The 19,010-nt window shown below is 59.4% G+C and carries 18 protein-coding genes; 6 read left to right on the top strand and 12 right to left on the bottom strand.

Going from position 1 to position 19,010, the window contains the following annotated elements; all coding sequences use genetic code 11:
- Positions 1-219, bottom strand: coding sequence for a translation initiation factor IF-1 (gene infA, locus K0O24_RS01485; RefSeq protein WP_219894076.1), 219 nt, complete (start codon positions 217-219; stop codon positions 1-3).
- 532 nt (positions 220-751) lie between these two features.
- Here infA and K0O24_RS01480 point away from each other — a divergent pair.
- Positions 752-1,804, top strand: coding sequence for a tetratricopeptide repeat protein (locus K0O24_RS01480; protein ID WP_219894075.1), 1,053 nt, complete (start codon positions 752-754; stop codon positions 1,802-1,804).
- Positions 1,805-1,854: 50 nt separating this feature from the next.
- Complete coding sequence (locus tag K0O24_RS01475) at positions 1,855-2,082, top strand: hypothetical protein (RefSeq protein ID WP_219894074.1); 228 nt, start codon at positions 1,855-1,857, stop codon at positions 2,080-2,082.
- Between the two features lie 45 nt (positions 2,083-2,127).
- On the opposite strand, the gene K0O24_RS01470 is transcribed toward K0O24_RS01475, so the two are convergent.
- The 4 genes from K0O24_RS01470 to K0O24_RS01455 form a co-directional block, all read right to left on the bottom strand.
- Positions 2,128-2,796: a hypothetical protein gene (locus tag K0O24_RS01470; RefSeq protein ID WP_219894073.1), complete on the bottom strand. Its 669-nt coding sequence runs from the start codon at positions 2,794-2,796 to the stop codon at positions 2,128-2,130.
- A gap of 20 nt (positions 2,797-2,816) precedes the next feature.
- Entirely contained in the window at positions 2,817-2,969 is a 153-nt protein-coding gene (locus K0O24_RS01465; RefSeq protein ID WP_219894072.1) for a hypothetical protein, read from the bottom strand.
- 281 nt (positions 2,970-3,250) lie between these two features.
- Positions 3,251-3,424: a hypothetical protein gene (locus K0O24_RS01460; RefSeq protein ID WP_219894071.1), complete on the bottom strand. Its 174-nt coding sequence runs from the start codon at positions 3,422-3,424 to the stop codon at positions 3,251-3,253.
- 255 nt (positions 3,425-3,679) lie between these two features.
- Positions 3,680-5,227, bottom strand: coding sequence for an amidase (locus K0O24_RS01455; protein ID WP_425514784.1), 1,548 nt, complete (start codon positions 5,225-5,227; stop codon positions 3,680-3,682).
- Between the two features lie 115 nt (positions 5,228-5,342).
- Between K0O24_RS01455 and K0O24_RS01450 the strand changes: the two genes are divergently transcribed.
- Positions 5,343-5,582 carry a hypothetical protein gene (locus K0O24_RS01450; protein WP_219894069.1) on the top strand — a complete coding sequence of 80 codons (240 nt, stop codon included), beginning with the start codon at positions 5,343-5,345 and terminating at the stop codon, positions 5,580-5,582.
- A gap of 84 nt (positions 5,583-5,666) precedes the next feature.
- Here K0O24_RS01450 and K0O24_RS01445 read toward each other — a convergent pair whose 3' ends face one another.
- The 3 genes from K0O24_RS01445 to galE all read right to left on the bottom strand — a co-directional run bounded on the left by K0O24_RS01445 (position 5,667) and on the right by galE (position 9,861).
- Entirely contained in the window at positions 5,667-7,775 is a 2,109-nt protein-coding gene (locus K0O24_RS01445) for a sodium-translocating pyrophosphatase (RefSeq protein ID WP_219894068.1), read from the bottom strand.
- A gap of 129 nt (positions 7,776-7,904) precedes the next feature.
- The gene (gene thiL / locus K0O24_RS01440; RefSeq protein WP_219894067.1) at positions 7,905-8,819 is read right to left on the bottom strand and encodes a thiamine-phosphate kinase; all 915 of its coding nucleotides are present in this window, start codon (positions 8,817-8,819) and stop codon (positions 7,905-7,907) included.
- Between the two features lie 40 nt (positions 8,820-8,859).
- Positions 8,860-9,861 carry a UDP-glucose 4-epimerase GalE gene (gene galE / locus K0O24_RS01435; protein ID WP_219894066.1) on the bottom strand — a complete coding sequence of 334 codons (1,002 nt, stop codon included), beginning with the start codon at positions 9,859-9,861 and terminating at the stop codon, positions 8,860-8,862.
- Positions 9,862-9,968: 107 nt separating this feature from the next.
- Between galE and K0O24_RS01430 the strand changes: the two genes are divergently transcribed.
- On the top strand, positions 9,969-10,802 hold the full coding sequence (locus K0O24_RS01430) for an SDR family oxidoreductase (RefSeq protein ID WP_246611091.1): 834 nt from the start codon (positions 9,969-9,971) through the stop codon (positions 10,800-10,802).
- 84 nt (positions 10,803-10,886) lie between these two features.
- The gene (locus tag K0O24_RS01425; RefSeq protein ID WP_219894065.1) at positions 10,887-11,057 is read left to right on the top strand and encodes a hypothetical protein; all 171 of its coding nucleotides are present in this window, start codon (positions 10,887-10,889) and stop codon (positions 11,055-11,057) included.
- A gap of 4 nt (positions 11,058-11,061) precedes the next feature.
- On the opposite strand, the gene K0O24_RS01420 is transcribed toward K0O24_RS01425, so the two are convergent.
- The 3 genes from K0O24_RS01420 to K0O24_RS01410 are packed head-to-tail and all read right to left on the bottom strand — an operon-like array spanning position 11,062 to position 16,433.
- Positions 11,062-14,187, bottom strand: a complete 3,126-nt coding sequence (locus tag K0O24_RS01420) for a CHAT domain-containing protein (protein ID WP_219894064.1) — start codon at positions 14,185-14,187, stop codon at positions 11,062-11,064.
- Positions 14,188-14,229: 42 nt separating this feature from the next.
- Entirely contained in the window at positions 14,230-15,978 is a 1,749-nt protein-coding gene (locus tag K0O24_RS01415; RefSeq protein WP_219894063.1) for a M48 family metalloprotease, read from the bottom strand.
- Positions 15,979-16,004: 26 nt separating this feature from the next.
- Positions 16,005-16,433 (bottom strand): hypothetical protein, encoded by a 429-nt coding sequence (locus K0O24_RS01410; protein WP_246611090.1) that lies wholly within the window; start codon positions 16,431-16,433, stop codon positions 16,005-16,007.
- Between the two features lie 165 nt (positions 16,434-16,598).
- On the opposite strand from K0O24_RS01410, the gene phhA reads away from it, so the two are divergent.
- The gene (phhA, locus tag K0O24_RS01405) at positions 16,599-17,462 is read left to right on the top strand and encodes a phenylalanine 4-monooxygenase (RefSeq protein ID WP_219894062.1); all 864 of its coding nucleotides are present in this window, start codon (positions 16,599-16,601) and stop codon (positions 17,460-17,462) included.
- Positions 17,463-17,544: 82 nt separating this feature from the next.
- On the opposite strand, the gene K0O24_RS01400 is transcribed toward phhA, so the two are convergent.
- Positions 17,545-18,999, bottom strand: coding sequence for a pyridoxal phosphate-dependent decarboxylase family protein (locus K0O24_RS01400; protein ID WP_219894061.1), 1,455 nt, complete (start codon positions 18,997-18,999; stop codon positions 17,545-17,547).
- Positions 19,000-19,010: the final 11 nt, after the last annotated feature.

The raw sequence follows: 19,010 nt of genomic DNA, 5'->3' as shown, positions 1-19,010 counted from the left end.
TTATTTGAAGCGATAGGTGATCCGGCCCTTGGTCAGATCATAGGGCGTGAGTTCAACGAGCACATCGTCCCCCGTCAGCACGCGGATGCGATTCTTGCGCATCTTTCCGGCTGTATGGCCCAGAATTTCATGATCGTTTTCGAGTTTCACACGGAACATCGCATTTGGCAAAAGCTCAACCACGGTGCCCCGCATTTCAAGAAGTTCTTCCTTGGCCATAAAGTCCTGTTGGCAAATCCTGCAAAAAATTTGCGCGTCCTTAGCGCGCGAAGGACCGAAAGGGAAGATGGCGCGGATTCGACGCCCAAACCGCGGCCGGGGGACAGGCGTTTTATCCGGAACTTGTCAAACTTGTCATTCCCTTCCGGTAAAATGATACCGGCCAAGGGCTGCTCCGGCGAGATGGCGCCGCATTGGCCAAAGGAGAGAAGAGTCTGAGGCTTCATCCCGCAGGATGGAGCAGATTCGGAACGAATAGGAAAGGGGTTTTTTCTTGCGAAGAGCGGATTGAGACTCGGCTAAGGTGTCGATTGTCTCTTGATGCCGGTTCGTTGCTTCTGAAGTTTCATGTGAATTGGCGTATGCGGTATTTAGGTTGGAGAGCGGACGCAGCATGAATCTCGCTGGGGAAATACTTCCAAGGCTCTCTTGGGCTGTTCGGACGGGTGTTTTCTCGACTTGTGTGACGCGTATGACTAGCATCGCTGTCGTATTTCAAATGTAAGCATCGTCAACTCGAGGAAATGCAGTGATGGGACGTGCAATTTGGAAAAAACACGCAAGCTGTATACTTTTCGCGCTTGCGCTGAGAGCTAACCCCGCAGCGGCTTCAGATTCGCAGCTGCAGTGGGCTTGGTGCGCGAATACAGGAAACGTATATTCGAACGAATTGCAAATAAGCGGTTGTACTGCAATCATTCAGGCAGGCCGCGAGACCTCGCTCAGCGCCTCCCTAGCCTTCAATAACCGGGGCGCTGCATACAAGGCGCAGAAAGATCTTACCCGGGCGCTTGCTGACTATAGCGCAGCTATCCGCGTCAATCCGAAATTTACCATCGCCTTCATCAATCGAGGCAATACTTATAGGGCCTTGAATGACATCCCACGGGCGATTGCAGATTACAGTGAGGTCATCCGGCTCAATCCGCGATATGTTAACGCCTTCATAAGTCGCGGCAATTCCTACTTTGACCAGAATGACTTCACACGGGCGATTGCCGACTATAACCAGGCGGCCCGCATCAACCCGCTAAATCCCCTCATCTTTTTCAATCGAGGTGTCGCGTACAAAGCACTGAAGGATTTTCGTCGGGCAATTGCCGATTATAGCGAAGCCATCCGCCTCAATCCGGAATTTGCGAGCGCCTTCTACAACCGCGGCAATGCCTATCAGGATATGAACGACCTACCTAGGGCAATTGCCGATTTCAGCGAGGCCATTCGTTTCAATCCGCAAAATTCCAACGCCTTCAACAATCGCGGCAATGCCTATCAGGACATGAACGACTTGCCTCGAGCAATTGCCGATTTCAATCAAGCCATCCGTCTTGACCCCCAAAATTCCGAAGCCTTCGATAGTCGGGGCCTTGCCAACTTGCTGCGAGGAGATTGGGATGCCGCTTTTTCAGATTTTGATACTGCCTTTCGGCTTTCGCCAGACCAGGCGAGTTCACAGTTCGGCCGAGGTATTGCTGCATTCCGCCTTGGAAGGAAAAATGCAGGACAAGCGGACATTGAGTCAGCAACAAGGTCAGTTCCTGACGTTGCCAAACGCTATTCAGATTTGGGAATAAATCCCAAATGAGGGGGAACTGGGCATTGCAAAAAGGACAAGGCAATCGTCATCGTCCAGAGATGACTGGCAATCCTCGAGCCAACAGAGATAACGAGATCATCGGAGACGGATCGCGCCGGATAAGTGGTCCTTTGATGCTTGGGCTTCTGACCTTGCCGCTGATTTTTGGGTGGCTATTGTTGAGACCCGGATACGCTAAAAGCACGCGGATTACCGTGGCCATCTACGCCCTCTTTATTCCATTCCTTATTGTCACCTCGAACCTGTTTGACGCGGCGGGCTTGTAAAATTCAAGAAGGCAGGGTTTCGAGTTGGCGCTGTTAGCCGGTACTTTACATCGGGGTCCAATGGACGCTCGTGTCGTGAGCAGCAATTCTTGCTGCCTTGCGCGAGGAAATGATTCTCACCGGCAAACTGACCACAAAAAGCGCCAACGAGACGAATATCAAGAAATTGAAGAAAATCTGGCTGCTCGGGCATTCGTAGATCTTCAGAATCTGAAACCCCTGATGGTGAAATGGCAGCTGATCGCACCAAACGTCAAACCATTCAAAATAGCTTTCGTTGAGCACCATCGCATAGAAGCCCAAGCTTCCGAAAAACATCAGAATGTTTGCAGGGCGAGATCGCTCTTGCCCTTCCTCACCAAGGATGCCTGCGAGGGCCCAATATCCCATGAAACAAGCAACAATGAATTCTGTGATGGTCATACTCGTGCGACGCAAATCTCTCACTAAAAGATCGTACAGTTGTATTTCATGCGCGCCGATTTGACTCACATTGCCAAAGGCCATTCGTTCAGCCGCGATTGGAGCAAGAATGTAAAATACAGCACAAAGCAGGATTGCAGCCGCAGCGCAGGCCATGAATCCGATAAGAGCAGATCGATGCGAGAGCCTCATGTTGGTGAACCTCCGTTTCGCCAGCGAATGCCCCGAAGGCTGGTGCTCCAAGGGTCGCACGTGAGTGGCCATTTCCGCAATAGGGTCGAATGCGGACATGCAAACGGTTCAAGACAGGCCTAGGTAACCCAGTTGATCGCCAGCCAAACGATCAACACTGGCGTAAGGACAAGCAAGACGATTCCCACGATCCACGCGGCCAAATCGCCATACTTGTTTGAGATGTAGCGGATCAGCCCCTCTGCAAGCGCCAAAATGCCTTCACCGTCCATGAGCAACGAGCCTAATAGAGCAAAATTTCAATGTCCGAAATGGGGTCGCTCACTGACCGGGCGCTTCGGCACATTCGGGGCCATTCGCGGCGAGCATGCAGTCCACAAATTTCAACGATTTCGAACTATTAGGTGAGCCCCAACCACCATACCAAAGGCTCCCTGCGCTATCCGATAAAGGCTAATCGGTGGGAGAATTACGGTAACGGCGATCTGCACAACGCCGAGTATGACAAAAAATATGCCCGCGAGGAGCCAGATCTTGCGGCTTTTGGCAGATTTCACTGTAGGGTGGCCTCATCCCGTTTGTGATGATTGAGTGCCAATCGAATCAAGCGCACGATGCCAAGAACCGCACTCGCCAAGAGCAGCAGAACAATCAGATAGATCAGGGCGTGAAATGCGCTCATTCCGACCTCTCCACCGGCTGATACTTGGCGATCTTCTTCAACCACTTCTTGAAGCCGTTTTGATCGTCATGGATTTCAAGCTCGCAGAAACTCATTGTTGAATAGTGTGATGCGTCTCGTTTGCTGTCAAATTTCTTCGCGCTGCCAAAGTCCGAAGAGGTCGCTCTATATCCAGCCGCGCCGTCGCATTTGGAGTCGTAAGCGGACGTGTCTTTCTCCCCATTGCCTCTGCCCGTGCACTGAACCAAAACGGCCTTCCCGCATCTCCGCTGTCTCAGGATGTTGCCCGGCCCTGTTCTTTCAGGGTTTGAAGCTTGGTTTGATGCGCAAGTCCGGCCCGGCCTGTTCAAAGGCATAGCCTGCGCTCAAGACCTTGGCATCTTGCCACTGCCCACCGATGAAGCTCAATCCCACGGGCAAGCCGTCAACCGCGCCCATCGGGACCGTCAAATGCGGATAGCCTGCGGTGGCGGGGAGTTCGCTCAGGCTGGGTGGCGCAAAGGCATCACCTTTGCCAAGGGTGGAGAGCCATGCCGGGCTGCTCGTTTGGCCAACGATCAGGTCCAGATTGTTGTCGGCAAACAGCTTGTCGAGGCCTTCGGTACGCGACAGGCGGCGGGCCTTCGCCACAGCCTCCAGATAGGCGGCACTGTCCAGCCCCGCTTCCTTGTCGGCGAGCTCGAATGTCTCCTGCCCGAAATAGGCGAGTTCAGTGGCCGCGTTGGCCTTGTTGAACGCGATAATGTCGGCAAGGCTTTTGTGCGCGACTGTGCCGGGGGGCAGGGCTTGCAGATAGCTGGCCAGATCGGCCTTCAATTCGGCCAGCAGGATCTTGAATTCGGCCTCTCCCAGTCCGCTGTCATCCGAGGGGTTCAGCTTCAGAGGCAGGACAAGAGCGCCCGCCGCCTCCAGCCGCGCCTTGGCCCTGGCAATCAAAGCGGGATCGACGCCCGGCATTTCGACCAGCCCGACGCGCAGGCCTCTCAGTCCGTCCTTCGACAGAGCCTGTGCATAATCGCGTTTGCGCGCGTCTGTCTCGACTGTCGCGCTATCCTCTGGATCGGTGCCGGCCATCGCGGTCAGCATCAATGCGGCGTCCCGTACGGTCAGCGTGATCGGCCCGGCAGTGTCCTGCGTATGGCTGATCGGCACAATGAAACGGCGCGAGACAAGGCCGACGGTCGGTTTGAAACCGACCACGCCGTTGATCGACGCGGGGCAAGTGATCGAACCATCGGTTTCTGTCCCGACAGTTGCAGCCGCCAATTGCGCTGCCATCGCTGCGCCACTGCCAGCCGAGGACCCGCATGTGTTGTGCGCCAAGGAATGCGGGTTCCTAGTCAGGCCGCCCACCGCGCTCCAGCCGCTGGTCGATTTGTCAGACCGGATATTCGCCCATTCGGACAGGTTGGTCTTGCCAAGGATGATCGCCCCCGCCGCTTTCAGCCTTGCGACCAGAAACGCGTCGCGGTTGGTAATATTGTCCTTCAGGGCCAAAGACCCTGCGGTTGTCGGCATCGCGCCCGCCGCCTCGATATTGTCTTTCAGCAAGATCGGAACACCGTGCAGCGGTCCGCGGATTTTGCCGCTGCGCCTTTCCTTGTCGAGCCGCCGGGCTTGCCTGACGGCATCCGGGTCGAGCGCGATCACCGCGTTGAGCGTCGGCCCGCTGTCATCAATCTCGGCAATACGTCTCAGATAGGCTTTGACCGCCTGCTCGCTGGTGATCTCGCCTTTGGCAATCGCCTCTGCCAGGCTCGACAGAGTTTGCTGCTCCACCGGAACCGCAGCGCCAACAGGCACAGCCGTGGCAATCAGCAGCGGCAACAGCAATCTGGTCACATTCATCATGGCCCCCTACCCGCCAGAGGTAGCAAAATGGACTAAGGACGCCAGTACCTGCGGTTGGAATCCCCGGTTTTGCTGACTATATCGCCCCGAAACAGACAAAAGGCGAGAGATCATGCAAGGCATGGGCGAAGACTGTCCGTTCGAATTCAATTTCGACGAAAAGAGCTTCAAGGTTGGCGATACGGTCAGTTACCGGGTTACCGGAAGCCTGAGCGACTGGCCGTTTGTCGGAACGTTGCTCGAAGTGCATCACGATCATGTCATCATCAGTGCAGATCCCAACGATCCCGCCAGCCGCATGCGGGGAACCCGCGAAAGCCGCCCTGTCGTCGAGGAATCGGAAATAGCCTGACGCGGCACCGCCATTCGTCTGCCATGAAAAACCCCGCCCGGATGTCTCCGGACGGGGCTTTCAGACCTTGGTGATGTGATCGGCTTACATCGCGCCATGCGCCAGTGCTGCGAGCAGCAGGAGCGCCACGATGTTCGTGATCTTGATCATCGGGTTGACGGCCGGGCCGGCTGTATCCTTGTAGGGATCGCCAACCGTATCGCCGGTCACGGCTGCCTTGTGGGCTTCCGAGCCCTTGCCGCCGTGGTTGCCGTCTTCGATGAACTTCTTCGCATTGTCCCAGGCACCGCCGCCCGACGTCATCGAGATGGCGACGAACAGGCCGCCGACGATCACGCCAAGAAGAAGCGCACCGAGCGCTGCAAAGCCGTTATCCTGCCCTGCAACAGCCGTGATCACGAAATAGACCAGGATCGGTGCCAGCACAGGCAGCAGCGATGGAATGATCATTTCGCGGATCGCCGCCTTGGTGACGAGATCGACCGTGCGGGCATAGTTCGGCTTGGTTTCATAGGTCATGATACCGGGGTTCTTTGCGAACTGGTCCCGGACGTCCTTCACCACTTCACCCGCAGCACGACCCACGGCCGTCATGCCCATCGCACCGAACAGGTACGGGAGCAGCGCGCCGAGCAGGAGCCCGACGATGACATAGGGGTTCTCAAGGCTGAAATTGACCTGGAGATCGGGGAAGAATTCCCGAAGGTCGGTGGTGTAGGCTGCAAACAGGACGAGTGCTGCAAGACCGGCCGAGCCAATGGCATAGCCCTTGGTCACAGCCTTTGTGGTGTTGCCCACGGCGTCAAGCGCGTCGGTCTTTTCACGGACCGAGTCATCGAGCCCGGCCATTTCGGCAATGCCGCCGGCATTGTCGGTGACAGGACCATAGGCATCGAGCGCCACGACCATGCCGGCGAGTGCCAGCATCGCCGTTGCAGAGAAGGCAATGCCGATCAGGCCAGCCAACTGATATGCAATGATGATGCCCGCGCAGATCACCAGTGTAGGCAATGCCGTCGATTCAAGGCTGATCGCGAGACCCTGGATCACGTTGGTGCCATGGCCCGTTTCCGAAGCCTTGGCGATCGAACGCACCGGGCGATAGTTGGTGCCCGTGTAATATTCGGTGATCCAGATGATCAGGCCCGTAATGACAAGGCCGAGCAGCGAGCAATAGAACAGCATCCGGCCGGTAAATCCACCTGTGCCATCAAGATTGGCACCGATCACCGTTTCCATGTCGCCCAGGGCATATTGGATCACCGGGTACATTGCGATCGCCGAAAGCACGGCCGTCACAAGGAAGCCCTTGTACATGGCGCCCATGATGTTCTTTCCGCCGCCGAGACGGACGAAATAGGTGCCGATGATCGAGGTGATGACGCAGACGCCGCCGATCAGGAGCGGCAGGCTCATCAGGCCGAGGATATTGTCCGCGCCCTTCACGAGGAGCGCGAGCAGAACCATCGTTGCGCCAATGGTCACGACATAGGTTTCGAACAGGTCGGCGGCCATGCCGGCGCAGTCGCCCACATTGTCACCAACATTGTCTGCAATAACTGCCGGGTTGCGGGGATCGTCCTCTGGAATTCCGGCCTCGACCTTGCCGACGAGGTCGGCGCCGACGTCGGCAGCCTTGGTGAAGATGCCGCCGCCGAGACGGGCGAAGATGGAAATGAGCGACGCACCAAAGGCCAGCGCGACAAGCGCATCGACGACGATGCGGTCATTCGGGGCATGGCCGGCAGGGCCCGTCAGATACCAGAAGAAGACCGAGATCGCGAGCAGGGCAAGACCTGCCACGAGCATGCCCGTGATCGCGCCTGCGCGGAATGCCATGGTCAGGCCTTCCTGCAGGCCCACCTGGGCTGCGGCTGCCGTCCGGACGTTGGCACGCACCGAGATGTTCATCCCGATAAAGCCGGTCGCGCCCGAAAGGACCGAACCAAGCACAAAGCCTATGGCCGAAAGCGGGCCGAGAAAATAGGCAACGAGAACTGCCACGACCAGGCCGACAACGGCGATCGTGCGATACTGCCGCCCGAGATAGGCGCCAGCGCCTTCCTGGATTGCAGCGGCGATTTCCTGCATCTTTTCGTTGCCGGCCGAAGCGCCAAGCACCTGGCGGCTGGTAACGATGCCGTACACAACGGCAAGCAATCCACACAGGATTGCAATGGTAACGATTGACATAAGGGTATTCCCTTTCCCCCAGCGAATTGAACGATCCCGAAAGGCTGTAGCCTCCCGTTTGCGGGATCCGGGCGGGGCTATAGAGGGGCTTTGCGCGCAAAGGCAAGGCTTTCGGCGCTGACAGTGTGGCTATTGATGAAGCCAGCCAAGCTTCATGGGCAGCGGCACGGCGCCGTCACGGTCGTGCAGATGGATGCCCGAGCCGCGCACGATTTGCCCGATCCGGGTGGCAGGGCAGGGTAGTGAGGGAAGCGGGCGGGCAGACGCAAAGAGCAGCTGGTAATCATCTCCGGCCGTTGCCGCCATCAGCCGCGCTGCGCGATCATCTCCACGACAGTCGCGGAATTCTGCGGAAAGCGGAACAGCATCAAGATCTATCATTGCGGCAACCCCACTGGCATCCGCCAGCCGCAGCGCGTCAATCAGCAGCCCGTCGGACACGTCCATCATGGCACTGACCGTGGGTGCCAGTGCCATTCCTGCAGCCAGCTGCGGGACGGGCGTGCGGTAGGCGCCGAGCAGCGAGGCTGCGCCCGCCATCTCCCCGCGCGCGATTGCCAGGCCAAGGCCCGCATCGCCGATCACGCCGGTCACGAACAGGGCGTCTCCTTCGTGGGCACCGCTGCGGGAGGGCACAAGTCCGTCAGTTTCTCCGATCAGCGTCAGCCCGATCGAGCGTTCGCGGGCCGAAACCGTATCGCCGCCGATCAGGGCAATGCCGAAATGGTCAAGCGCTTCGCCGAGACCCGTGATGAAGCACCTATCCCAGGTTGCATCGCCCGTCAGCGTGTAGGACGAGAGGGCTGCGAGCGGCTTTGCGCCCTTGGCCGCCAGATCGGACACGTTTGCTGCAACGAGTTTCCATGCGACGGTTTCGGCAGGGTCTTCTGGCAGGTAGTGGACGCCTTCAACCAGCGTGTCGAGCGTCAGGACGAGTCGGGTGCCGCCAAGGTCAAGGACAGCCGCATCGTCGAGCAGACCCCGGGCCGCGGGGTGCGTGGCGATGGAACGCAGCTGGTCGATGAAGGACAGTTCCGGGTTCATGGCCTGCCTCATGCCCGAGGTGCAACGGCCTTGGAAAGGCCTATTTGCCGCGTTCGGCCAGGACCCGTTCCCAGGCAAGGGCATCCTTCACCATCAGGTCCAGATTATCGCGCTGCGGACGCCAGGGAAGGGTTGCAAGAATCTTGCTGTTGTCGGCAATCAGGGCATCCGGATCGCCCGCGCGGCGTCCCTCGAAGCGGCGTTCGATCTTGAGGTTGGTCGCCCGGTCGACTGCATCGAGCACTTCGCTCACCGAAAAGCCTTTGCCATAGCCGCAGTTCATTGTGTGGCTCGACGCGGGGTCTGCGATGAGCTTTTCGAGTGCATGGACATGGGCTGCGGCAAGATCGGACACATGGATATAGTCACGCACGCCGGTTCCGTCGGGCGTCGCGAAATCGGTTCCGAAAATCGTGACATGGTCGCGCTTGCCGGTCGCCGCTTCGACAGCAACCTTGATGAGATGCGTGGCGCCGGCCGTCGATTGTCCGGTGCGCTGCTGCGGGTCGGCACCAGCCACATTGAAATAGCGGAGTGCACAATAGTTGATCGGGTGTGCCGCGGCGACATCGGCAAGCATGAATTCGGTCATCAGCTTGGACATGCCATAGGGGTTGATCGGCCGCTTCGGGCTGTCTTCGCGAACGGGAATCGTCTCCGCAATGCCGTAGGTTGCAGCCGTCGAGGAAAAGATGAAATGGCGCACACCGCATGTCACTGCAGCTTCGAGCAGAGTCCGGCTGTTCGCTGTGTTGTTACGATAATATTTGAGCGGATCCTCGACCGATTCCGGCACGACGACCGATCCGGCAAAATGCATGATCGCACCGATCTGATGGGCAGTGAGTGCTGCCGAAACGGCTTGGGCATCGCCGATATCTGCTTCAACAAAGCCGACGCCTTCGGGAACGGCCCAGCGAAAGCCGGTGACGAGATTGTCGATCACGACGACAGGCCAGCCCGCGTCGCGCAGGGCCAGAACAGCGTGGCTGCCGATATAACCGGCGCCGCCGGTCACAAGAATGGGGAATTTTTCGCTCATGAGTGGCGCCTTATTGGCAAAGGTTGAACAAAGCGCAAATCCCCGGCCAGCCCCTGAGATAAGAAAAAGCGCGGTCGGGGCTTGAAACGGGATGGCATCGCGGTTCAATGACCAGAGATAAAGAGCGAAGCAAGAAGGTCTGTATCATGGTCACGCGCAAGGCGATTTTCATCACAGGCGGCGGCTCGGGCATCGGTCGGGCGACGGCCCAGTTTTTTGCCGGGCGTGGCTGGTTCGTCGGCCTTGCCGATATCAACAAGGCGGGCCTTGCCGAAACAGCGGCACTTCTGCCTGCAGGGCAATCCGCAACCTATGTCATGGACGTGCGGGACCGCAGGCAATGGGAAACCACACTGGCCGAATTCTGGGACGCCTCGGGCGGCAGGCTCGACATATTGTTCAATAATGCCGGCATTGCACGCGGCGGCCTGTTCGAGGCGACTTCGCCCGAAGACAATGACCTGCTGGTCGATATCAACTTCAAGGGCGTCCTGCATGGTGCGGAAGCAGGTCTCGACTATCTGAAGCAGACGCCCGGTTCCTGCCTCGTCAACACCTGTTCGGCCGCCGGCCTTTATGGTTCGCCGGGCCTTGTCACCTATTCCGCGACCAAGTTTGCTGTGCGCGGGCTGACCGAAGGGCTCAATCTCGAATGGGCCGAACATGGCATCAAGGTGCGTTCGATCATGCCAAGCTTTATCGATACGCCTTTGCTGGACATCACCGCTGCCGGATCCAACCGGACGGCACGCGAAGGCGTGAAGGAAGCCGGTCTTGAATTCACGCCGGTTGAAACCGTCGCTCAGGCGGTATGGGATGCAGCCCATGGCAAGAAAGTCCACACAGTGGTCGGCAAGACGGCCAAGAATATCGCCTTTGCTGCGCGTTGGGCACCGTGGCTCATCATACGCCGCAGCTTGCGTCTCAAGAATTCGGTCTAGATTCTGTCCCGCTCCGGCACGACGTTCCATTAACCAGCTTTGTCGCTGGCCTTTATGGTCAACAAAACCTTAACACCTCTTCCAATGAGAAGAGCACTTGTCCTGACCAGCGAAGCCGCACGTCACCCGTTTCGTCGGAGTCATGTGGTTCAGCGTCAGGCACCTCCAGCCTCAAAGGAGCCATTGACCGATATGGCCTTCTTCGGCGTCAGCTTTGTCTGCTGGTTCATTGTCATCATGGGCATGATCGCCTGAGGGCCTAGCGGTCTTCGTTCGAGATCACGGTGAAAGCCCCCCAAGCGGCCGGGTGGGCCCAGCTTTCATTCCAGCCGGGAATGGCCGTGCCGTCGGCACGCTTGCCCGTGCGCACCGCCCGCATGGCACGTTGCAGGGCTTCGGCCCGCGTAATTCCGTTGCTGGACCGGCTGGAGAGCGTTTCAACTGTCAGCGCTGCGGTCGCCTCGTCGGAAACGCGCCAGTTGCTCGCCAGCAAGGCAGAGGCTCCCGCATAGAGAAATGAGCGTGCAAGGCTCGACAGGCTGTCCGCTCCGGGTGTGCCGTCTGATGACGCCGTATTGCAGGCAGAAAGCAGCACCCAGTCCGCAACAAGCGTGAGCCGAGCCACTTCAGAAGCGGCAAGCAGGCCATCGTCTGCTGCACTGGCCAGTGCAGGCGGGGTGAAGACCAGTCCCGGCTCCTCGATCCCCGAGACTTCCCTTGGAAGGATGCCGTGTGTCGCGAAGGCAACGACGCGCGCCTGCGCCAGGTTTGCATCGGAGCGCACCGCAGTTTCCGTTGCCGACGCACCAGTCCGAATGTCGCTGGGAGGAGCCTTGAACACAGCGGCCATTGCAGAAAGCTCACGCGCCGTGCCGGGCAAGGGCGCAAGCTGGCGGAGGACATCAGGGTCAGCCAGGGTTGCCCCATCATTGTCGGCAGCGTGGAAGACGCGCGTTCCCGCTGGCGTGTTCTTTCCGGCGGCAGCACCGCCAAGGACGGGTGCGCCATAGCCAATAAACGTTTCCCCGGCGCGGCTTGCCACGGGCTTTCGCTTGACGGCGCGCAAGACTGAAACAGAGGGCAGGCCAATTATGGCATAGCGATCCGAAAGCCAGGCCGAGTTTGCAAGGACTGAGGGGTCCGCGCCGTCTTCTCCCGCTTTCGGTGGCTCGGTGATCAGCACACCGAGCGGCAGGCCACTCAAGCCGCCGGTCACCGTCACGAACAGTTTCGCCTTTCCGGCAAAGGCAGACTCCACGGGCGCAACAAGATCGCGGTAAAGTGCGTAGGCGCGCGCTCGGTCATACGCTGCCAACTGGTCGGCGAGGAAAGGGGAGTTGGGTGGCGCACCTGCGGTGAGTTCTGCCTCGCTCAGGGACGCGGCGCAGGGCCCCGGATCGATCTGGCATCTCAAAAGCCCGATGGCCTTGATCGCACTCGCTGTCTTGCCGGTTGCACGGTTCCAGCTGACCTTGTCCTTCGAAATTCCGAAGCTGAAAATGTCATCGCCAACCGGAACGATCAGCAAGAGCGCCTCATCGCCGGAAAGCCGGTTGCGGGTATCCGCCACGGACAGGGCGCGCGGCTGGACGAGTTCGGCATAATCCGGGAATTGGCGGCGCAGTGCCCCATCTGCGGCAGACAGGGCTTCACCTGTTTGCTGGATTTCGGTCCGCAGCCTGTCCGCCTCCGGCTGGTTTCCCGTCGCGAGAGCCGAAAGCAGCCGATGATCGAGCTCGCGACCCTTGGCCGACAGGTCCTGCTGCTGGCGGACCAGCTCGGTCAGCGGGCCGGTGCCGGCTGCCGTGCGTGCCGCGGTCTGTGCCATGGTCAGCGCAGCGACCGAGGTTTCCATATCCTGTGCGGCTTCAAAACCCTCGGCTTTCAGCATCTCGGCCTCATTCGCAGTGGCACCGGCGCGCATCCAGTCCGACTCGAGGAGTGTGCCGAAACTGCGTGCCAGCGGATCGATCCGGCCTGCATCGGCGCCTTGCGCGCGTGCCAGTGCCTGTTGTTCGGCGCCGCTATCGCCCGCTGCTTCCCCACTGAGGCTCTGATTTCGGCGGGTGCGGGCGATGCTGGCGGCCTCACGGGAGAGTTTCAGCGCATCGGCGCTGCGCGTGGGGCCCATGTCGAGGGCCAGTTCCGCATAATCTGCCAGCGCGAGAGCGAGATCAGGATGAAGCGGCCCAAGCACTTTCCGCCGGATTCCAATGGCCCGCTGGTAATTCGGCTCGGCATCCGTGAACTTGCCCTGCAGGCGAAAATTATGGGCCAGTTTGAAATAACTGCCCGCAACGTCCGGATGGTTGGGGTTGAGCACGGCCAGCCTTGCCTTCAGCGCCCTCTCGAACAACGGCTGGGCGTCGGCGATCCTGCCCTGGGCCTCAAGGTTGGTCGCCACATTGCTGAGGCCAATCGCCGTCAAGGCATTCTTTTCGCCATAGAGTCTCTGCCAGATGGCCAAGGCCCGTGCATAGAGGGGTGCAGCCTCTGCCAGCCGCCCGCGCGCATTGAGGTTGTGGGCGACATTGTTGTAGCTCGTGGCAGCACGCCGGTCCTCGGTGCTGATTTTCTCCCGGATGGCCAGGGCGCGCGCAAAAAGGGGCGCGGCATCTTCATGTCGCCCCTGGGCCGAGAGGTTGAATGCGAGGCTGTTGTAGCTTGTCGCAACATCCGGATCGTCGGGACCCAGGACGGCAAGACGAATCTTCAGGGCGTGGTTGTAGAGCGGTTCGGCTTGCAGGTAGCGGCCACGTGCAGTGAGGTTGCTCGCAACATTGTTTTCAATCCGGGCAAGTTCGGGATCGTCATCGTCCATCGTTGCCCGGCCGATCTTCAACGCCCTGTCATAGAGCGGCTGCGCGTCCTGATAGCGACCCTGCCGGGCAAGGTTGAACGCCAGGTTGTTGGTGCTGATTGCAGTCAGCCGGTGCGACGGACCATAACGTTGCACCATTGTGTCCAGCGTGCGCGTATATAGTTTGTTCGCATCGTCGAGCCGACCAAGGGCCTCAAGTGTGGCGGCAAGATTGTTGGAAGCGGAAATCGAAAACGCATTGGCCTTGCCGTAGTTTTGCTCGAAGATCTGGAGCGAGCGGCGCAACAGCGGCTCAGCTTCTGCATTGCGATCAAGCTCGCGCATCCAGCCCGCGATCAGCATCAATGTGCCGCCAACTTCGGGATCGTTCTGGCCCTTGGTCGCCTCCTCAATGGCCAGCGCCTTTTGACCGAGCAGGATTGCATCCGTCCAGCGGTGCTTCGCCGTTGCCGTTTCAATCTGGTCCGTCAGTGCCTCAAGCGTTGCTGGACTGTTGATTGCCTGTGCGCCGCATGGGCCGGCACTGGTGCCCATCAGGAGCAATGCGGAAAACCATCGGTTCATGGCTGCAACAGTCGGGCGCAGGGGTCCCGCTGTCAATTGCGCTCAGAAGGGCAGGCCAGGGATCCGGATCCGTGGCTTTTTCGTTGTCTCTGCGGCCGCAGCCTGCGGATAGGCCGCCTTGCAACGTGCTGGGATATAGTCGCGGCCCTTGACCTGCTGGCAGGAGGAATAGTCGCTCGACGCCAGGGCATCATTGCCTTCCGCAACCGAACGCTCGATCGCGATACTGCGGAAATGATCTGCATCGCGAAAACGGTTGAGGGCATCGTTGAGCACGATCTGTGATCCGGCAAAGTCGCGGTCGGCAATCCGCGCTTCTGCATAGCTTTCGAACACTTGCACATTGGGGACGCCAGTCCCCGTTCGTGCGGCCTCATAGTAGAGCTTGGCCTGCGTACTGTTGCCCATGTCGCGCGCTGCCAGCGCGGCCATGAAGTTGACAAAGGTCGGCGCCGTCTTCGTCCCTGCCCCTATTCCCTTGAGCAGGGTGATCGCCCCGGTGAAATCCATCGAGAAATAGGCCTGCCGCGCCTTCAGATATGTGTCCTTGAGCGCAATCGCGCGCTTGTAGTCTGGCAGGGCCTTGTATCGCTTGACCATGGCGCCTGTGTCGATCGGCGGGTCTGCTGTCGGATAGCCCGCCTGGAAATAGGCGGCGAGCCCCTTGCGGCGCTCCTCGGGGGGCAAGTGCGTGTCCTTTGGGATCGCATTCGCCGAGTTCGAGAGCGCGGACGCGCCTAGCCCCAGGGCAAGCTTGCCGCCCATCCAGGCAAGACCGCGCGTGCTGCCAGAGGTGACCGCTCCCAGCAATTGCAGGGACCCGATTTGCTTCAACGATGCCTCCAGCGCCTTCTGCGAGCTTTCGGCCGTGGCCTTACCCTTCGCGCGGGAAGCAGTTTGCTGATCCATCATTTTTTGCAGTCGGGCAAAGACGTTCGCGTAACTGTCGATACTGCTGTTGGACCGGATGAGCAGGTCCAGCGCGACGGCATCGGCCTCGTCTTCCTGTTCATGGCTCCAGCTGGGCGTGAAGATGTCGTCCAGGGCAAAGCGCAGCGATTCGGTAAGCGTCGCGGCTCTTCTGGTTGCGTCATCGACCCTGTTTACATCCATTGCCGACAGGGATCCCCGGCTGGAGCGCAATTGGGATACGAGCGACCCTGCAACATAGACAGTCGAAACGGCGCCCAGCAATTGCGCGTTCCCGCCGCTGTTTACAGTTGGCGACAAATGGTGTCCCAGCAACAGGTGCGCATATTCATGCGCCAGCACGAACAGGACTTCCGAATCCGAGTCCGCTGCCTGGAGAATGCCGGTCGACATGACGATTGTATTGTCCGGCAGAGCATAGGCATCATAGGAATCGCTTGCGCGAAACAGGATGCGGGGTTGCCGTGGCAACTGTGCATAGGGCCAGCTTCGCGCAAACGCAGCGAGCGCCTTTTGCAGTTCGCTCTCTACTCCGGGCAGTGCCATGAGTTCGAGGCGCCCGGCCGCCGTGTTGAGCACCTGGTTCGAAATGCCAAGCGCCGCTCCTTGCGGCATCGTGTTCCTGTCGGCGACCATCTTTGCTTCAGAGTCGCAAATCGCCTGAGCCACCAATGTGGACAGGCGTGGCGCGGCTTCGACCGAGAATTTTCCGCGATCCTTCTTGGGAACCTTGGCGGGCTTGGGCAGTGATCCTGCGGCTGGCGCGCGGCAGGTCGGTGCTTGTGCAGACAGGGGGGCGGCAGACATCATGCTTGCCCCGGCAAGCAGGCTGGCAGTCAGGAAGCGGATGATCGGAGCCATCGTCATTCCTTGCGCATGATCACGGCCTATTTTGCCTTTGGCTTGCCGCAGCCCAGGCCGAGCGATCGTTCGACCCCTTCTTCCTCGTTCATGGCCATTTGCACGGCAACCTTGTCACACGGGGGCGTCGGCAGATCACCCACATAGTCAACCATCGTGAGACGCAGCCACACCGGCTTGCCCGCAAGCATGATGGCAACAAATCCCGGCTTCGTGCCAACAACGCGTGCAGCGGGTGACTGGGCCTTCGGCATGTCCTTTTGGGGAATGTCGCGCAGCTTGCTGCCCGTGTCGTCATAGATGGCCAACGGATCGCGCTTGTAGGCCATGATCGTCGCTGCGTTTGCAGTGGCTGGGGTCTCAACCTCTGTCGAAGCCTGCTTGGCCAATGCCGCACCGAATGGTTCGACGCTGCACAGGGTAGCCGACAGGATTAAAGTATAGATCGATCGCATCGTCATCTCCTCGGGCCTGCATAGCGCAGGGAAGAGCCCTCGGGCTGTGCTTCTCATCACAGCCTCTGTTTTGCATGTGACCGGTTAACATATCGGACCCGGGGAGTCTTGTATGGAATGGTCATGCGGATGGACGCAATGACATGAGACTGGTAGTCTCTGCCCATGTTTGAACATGTCCATGATGTGCCGCCGCCCGGAGCCGCGCCCGACTGGACGATCCCGCAGGACTGGGATGCGTTCAGCGCTGATGAGCACGCCATGTGGGATCGGCTGTTCGCGCGTCAGTGCGCGATGTTGCCGGGTCGTGCGGCAAGTGCGTTCCTGCGCGGGATCGATGTCCTGAAGCTTAGCCGCCCGGGCATTCCCGATTATCGAGAGCTCAATGCAACCCTGATGGCCGCTACGGGGTGGCAGGTCGTAGCCGTGCCGGGCCTGGTTCCCGACGACGTGTTTTTCAATCATCTTGCCAACCGTCGCTTCCCGGCGGGCAATTTCATCCGTCGCCCCGACCAGCTCGATTATCTTAAGGAACCGGACGTCTTCCATGACGTGTTCGGACATGTCCCGATGCTCGCCGACCCGGTGTTTGCGGATTATATGGTCGCCTATGGCAAGGGCGGGCTGCGCTCGCTGGGCTTCGGCGCGCTGCACAAGCTGGCGCGGCTCTATTGGTATACGGTCGAATTCGGCCTGATCGAGGAAGCGGGCGCCTTGCGCATCTACGGTGCGGGAATTGTGTCCAGCTATGGCGAAAGCGTCTTTGCGCTTGATAGCCCGAGCCCCAACCGGATCGGCTTCGACCTGTTAAGGATGATGCGGACAGAATACCGGATCGACGATTTCCAGCAGAATTATTTTGTCATCCCCAGTCTCGAACATTTGCTCAAGGTCACGGTCGAGACGGATTTTGGCCCGCTCTATGACCGCCTGGAATCCCTGCCCGATATCGCGATTGCGGACATATTGCCCGATGATCGGGTGATCACGCGTGGAACGCAAGACTATGCCAAGGTCAAAGCGGCGTAATTGGTCGTCGCCCCTGCGCAGGCAGGGCCCCTTGCGAGGGCCGGGCGACTAGGCGACCAGGTCGTGCGATCCCAGGCAACCCTCAAGGCAAATCCTGACCAGCCGCAAGCTCTGCACCGATCTCCAACACTGCATCGACCAGAGCATCGAGATCATCGAGTTCGGTTCGATGATTCGAAATGCAGACACGGATTGCGAAGCGATTGGCCAGAACCGTCTGCGATGGGACGGCAATGCCACGCACCTGCAGTTCGGTCAGGATTGCTTGATTGAGCAGGTTTAGTCGCGCCTCCGGCACTCCTTCTGGCGCATAGCGAAAGCACACGATGTTCATCGAGACAGGGGCGAGCAGCTCCAGCGCGGCGGTGGCTTCGACCCGCCGGCCAAGGTAGTGCGCCTGGTCAATGTTGTCCTGAATCGCGTGCCCGATGCGGTCAGCGCCTTGCTCCTTCATCGACATCCAGACTTTGAGTGCACGGAATCCGCGCGAAAGCTGCAATCCGCGATCTGCAAAATAGGTTGTATCGGCCGAAATGCCCTTTTGCGACGATTGCAAATAGGCCGCCGTGCCCGCGACTGGCTGAAAAGCGGCCAGCTGGGCTTCGCTATCGCGGGTAAGCACTACCCCGACTTCATAAGGCATGTATCCCCATTTGTGCAGATCGAACGCAATCGAATCGGCTAGCTCTTGGCCAGCAACAAGATCGCGACTGGCCGACCAGGCTGCCATTGATCCAAAGGCGCCATCCACGTGAAACCACAACCCGAATTCATCGGCCAATGTCCGGATCCCGTTAAGATCATCCACGGCCGCTGTATTGACGGTACCGGCATTGCCGATGATGGCGATTGGCCGCAGCCCCGACGCGATGTCCGTCAGGATCGCGGATCGGCAAGCCGCAAGATCGAGCCGATACTCGGTATCGACCGCAATCGCGTTGAAGGCCTTGCGCCCCATGCCCATGGTTTCGCACGCCTTGCGCGCCCAGCTGTGTGTCTCACTGCTGCCATAGACAACCAGCGGTGGTCCGGCGTGGAGCCCCTCTTCGCGTATATTCCAGCCTGCCTTTGCCACACGAGCCGCCAAAAGACCGTTCAGATTGGCGGCGGTGCCGCCGCTCACCAGAACGCCACTGGCGGTTTCAGGAAAGCCCATCAATTCCGTGAGCCAGGATAATACCTTCTTCTCGATGAGGGACGCAGACTGGTCATAGCCCGCCAGATGGGCATTCATGCCCGCTGCCAACATTTCGGCCAGCATTCCCGTCGGGGAGCCTGTGCCCATAACCCAGCCCCAGAAACGAGGATGAACATTGCCCGTCGGATAGGGCAGTATGTCTCGGACAAACGCGTCATAGACCTCGTCGAGAGGCAACCCGGCATGGGGAACCGGTTCATCAAGCCGGTCCTTCACGTCCTGGGGCACGGGCTGCCAGGGCGCACGCTCTCTGACCGTTTCCTGCCAGTGCAGCATGTCATAGACCATCCGCCGCGCCGTTGCATGTACGGCACCCCAATCATGCGGATCCAGTGTCATTCCATCCTCCT

The sequence above is a fragment of the Aquisediminimonas profunda genome (genome assembly GCF_019443285.1).
GTDB classification, from domain to species: domain Bacteria; phylum Pseudomonadota; class Alphaproteobacteria; order Sphingomonadales; family Sphingomonadaceae; genus Aquisediminimonas; species Aquisediminimonas profunda.
This window is presented reverse-complemented; position numbering and strand designations above follow the sequence as displayed.